General features: G+C 37.6%; 3 protein-coding genes. All 3 read left to right on the top strand.

From position 1 onward, the window contains the following. A partial coding sequence (locus ACY65O_RS12440; RefSeq protein ID WP_462221180.1) for a DNA translocase FtsK occupies positions 1-1,473 on the top strand: 1,473 nt, incomplete at its 5' end. Between the two features lie 71 nt (positions 1,474-1,544). Next, positions 1,545-1,898 carry a four helix bundle protein gene (locus ACY65O_RS12435; protein ID WP_462221179.1) on the top strand — a complete coding sequence of 118 codons (354 nt, stop codon included), beginning with the start codon at positions 1,545-1,547 and terminating at the stop codon, positions 1,896-1,898. Between the two features lie 40 nt (positions 1,899-1,938). Next, on the top strand, positions 1,939-2,340 hold a 402-nt coding region (gene pth / locus ACY65O_RS12430; protein WP_462221178.1), incomplete at its 3' end, for an aminoacyl-tRNA hydrolase.

The raw sequence follows: 2,340 nt of genomic DNA, 5'->3' as shown, positions 1-2,340 counted from the left end.
TATAAATTTCCTACGCTGGATCTTTTAGAAAACCATGGCAGCGAAAAAATTGTGCAGGATGCCAATGAACTGGAGAATAATAAAAACCAGATCATCAACACCCTTAAAAATTACGATATTAATATCCAGAAAATATCGGCAACGGTTGGCCCAACCGTTACTTTGTACGAAATTATTCCTGCTGCAGGTGTACGCATATCAAGAATAAAAAATTTGGAAGATGATATTGCATTAAGCCTTGCTGCACTCGGTATCCGCATTATTGCACCTATACCCGGCAAAGGAACCATTGGTATTGAGGTGCCCAATGCAAGAAAAACGGTGGTGAGCATGAAAACACTGCTGGCATCAGAAAAATTTCAAAATAATAATTTTTCTTTACCCATTGCTATTGGCAAAAAAATTGATAACGAAAATTTTATAGTTGACCTTGCCAGTATGCCGCATCTTTTAATGGCAGGTGCTACAGGGCAGGGCAAGTCTGTGGGCATAAATGCCCTTTTAGTTTCGTTGCTGTATAAAAAACATCCATCTCAATTAAAATTTGTTTTGGTAGATCCTAAAAAAGTAGAGCTAAGTATTTACAAAGCCATAGAAAAACATTTTTTAGCAAAACTGCCCGGCGAAGAAGATGCCATCATCACAGATACAAAAAAAGTAGTACACACTTTAAATGCTTTGTGTATTGAAATGGATAACCGCTACGATTTATTAAAAGAAGCCGGTTGCAGAAATATAAGAGAGTACAACGAAAAATTTGTTGCCCGTAAACTCAATCCTGAAAAAGGGCACCAGTTTTTACCTTTTATAGTTTTAGTAGTAGATGAATTTGCAGATTTAATTATGACAGCGGGTAAAGAAATAGAATTGCCCATTGCACGTTTGGCACAGTTGGCAAGGGCAGTGGGTATTCATTTAATTATTGCCACCCAAAGGCCGTCGGTAAATATTATTACAGGTACCATTAAAGCCAACTTTCCGGCACGTATTGCTTTTAAAGTGAGTAGCAAAATTGACAGCCGTACTATTTTAGATGCCGGTGGCGCCGAACAATTAATTGGTAAAGGCGATATGCTTATCAGTTATAATGGCGAATTGGTGCGTTTGCAATGTGCTTTTGTTGATACACCTGAAGTGGATAAAATTGTTGATTTTATAGGTGAGCAAAGAGGTTATCCGCAGGCATTCTTATTGCCGGAATATATTGATGAAAAAGAACTGGAAGCAAAAGGTGCCGACTTAACCGACAGGGATTCTCTATTTGAAGATGCAGCAAGATTAATTGTTGCCAGCCAGATTGGTAGTACCTCTTTATTACAACGCCGCATGAAGTTAGGTTACAACCGTGCCGGACGTTTGATGGATCAGTTAGAAGCAGCAGGCGTTGTGGGCATGAACCAGGGAAGTAAAGCGAGGGATGTGTTGATAAAAACAGAATCGGATCTGCAAATGATATTTGATACTTTGGCGTGAGGCGTGAATGGTGAGACGTGAGTGGGTGAGTTACATAAGAACTTTCATTAATCAAACCAAAACTATATTTTATGTTTTTAGAATTAGCTCACACCAAATTAGATGTATTTATAATTGGCAAAAATTTCGTTTTATCATGTTATAAATTATCAAAATTATTACCTCAGGAAGAACGATTTAATATGATGCAGCAATTAAGAAGGGCAGCGCTTTCTGTTCAACTGAATATTGCAGAAGGCAGTTCAAGAAAATCGGCAGTTGAAAGAAGAAGGTTTTATGAAATATCCAGGGGTTCACTAATTGAGATAGATACAATTTTTGATTTAGCCATAGATTTAGAATATTTCAAAAAAGAAGATTTAACACCAACAGGAGTCTTAATGGTTAAAACTTTTCAAATGCTCAGCAAAATGATCGTTTACTAATCTCACGATTCACCATTCACGAATCACGACAACCCTAACTATGTCAAAATTTCTACTAATAGGCCTTGGTAATATTGGAAGTGAATACGCCAACACCCGTCACAATATTGGGTTTGATGTAGTAAATGCTTTTGTAAAAAAGCACGGCGGCCAATTTGAAGTGGGCAGATTAGCCTATGTAGCTACAGTAAAATTTAAAGGCAAAACCATTGTATGTATATGCCCCACCACTTTTATGAACGGGAGTGGCAAAGCATTTAAATATTGGATGGACAAAGAAAAAATTGCTGTAGAAAATACATTGACCATTGTAGACGATGTGGCACTACCGCTGGAAAAAATACGTTTACGTCCTGCAGGTAGTGCAGGCGGGCACAATGGGCTAAAAGATATTCAGGCCGTTTTAAACTCTGACAAATATCCCAAATTAAGGTTTGGCATT

It is taken from the genome of Ferruginibacter sp., from assembly GCF_031430955.1.
GTDB lineage: Bacteria > Bacteroidota > Bacteroidia > Chitinophagales > Chitinophagaceae > Ferruginibacter.
Note: the sequence above shows the minus strand (reverse complement) of the source record. Positions and strands in the feature narration are given on the sequence as shown.

What these genes read in the sequence shown, in the direction of transcription:
- ACY65O_RS12435 (WP_462221179.1), top strand. Translation starts at nt 1,545, where the DNA reads ATGTTTTTAGAATTAGCTCACACCAAATTAGATGTATTTATAATTGGC.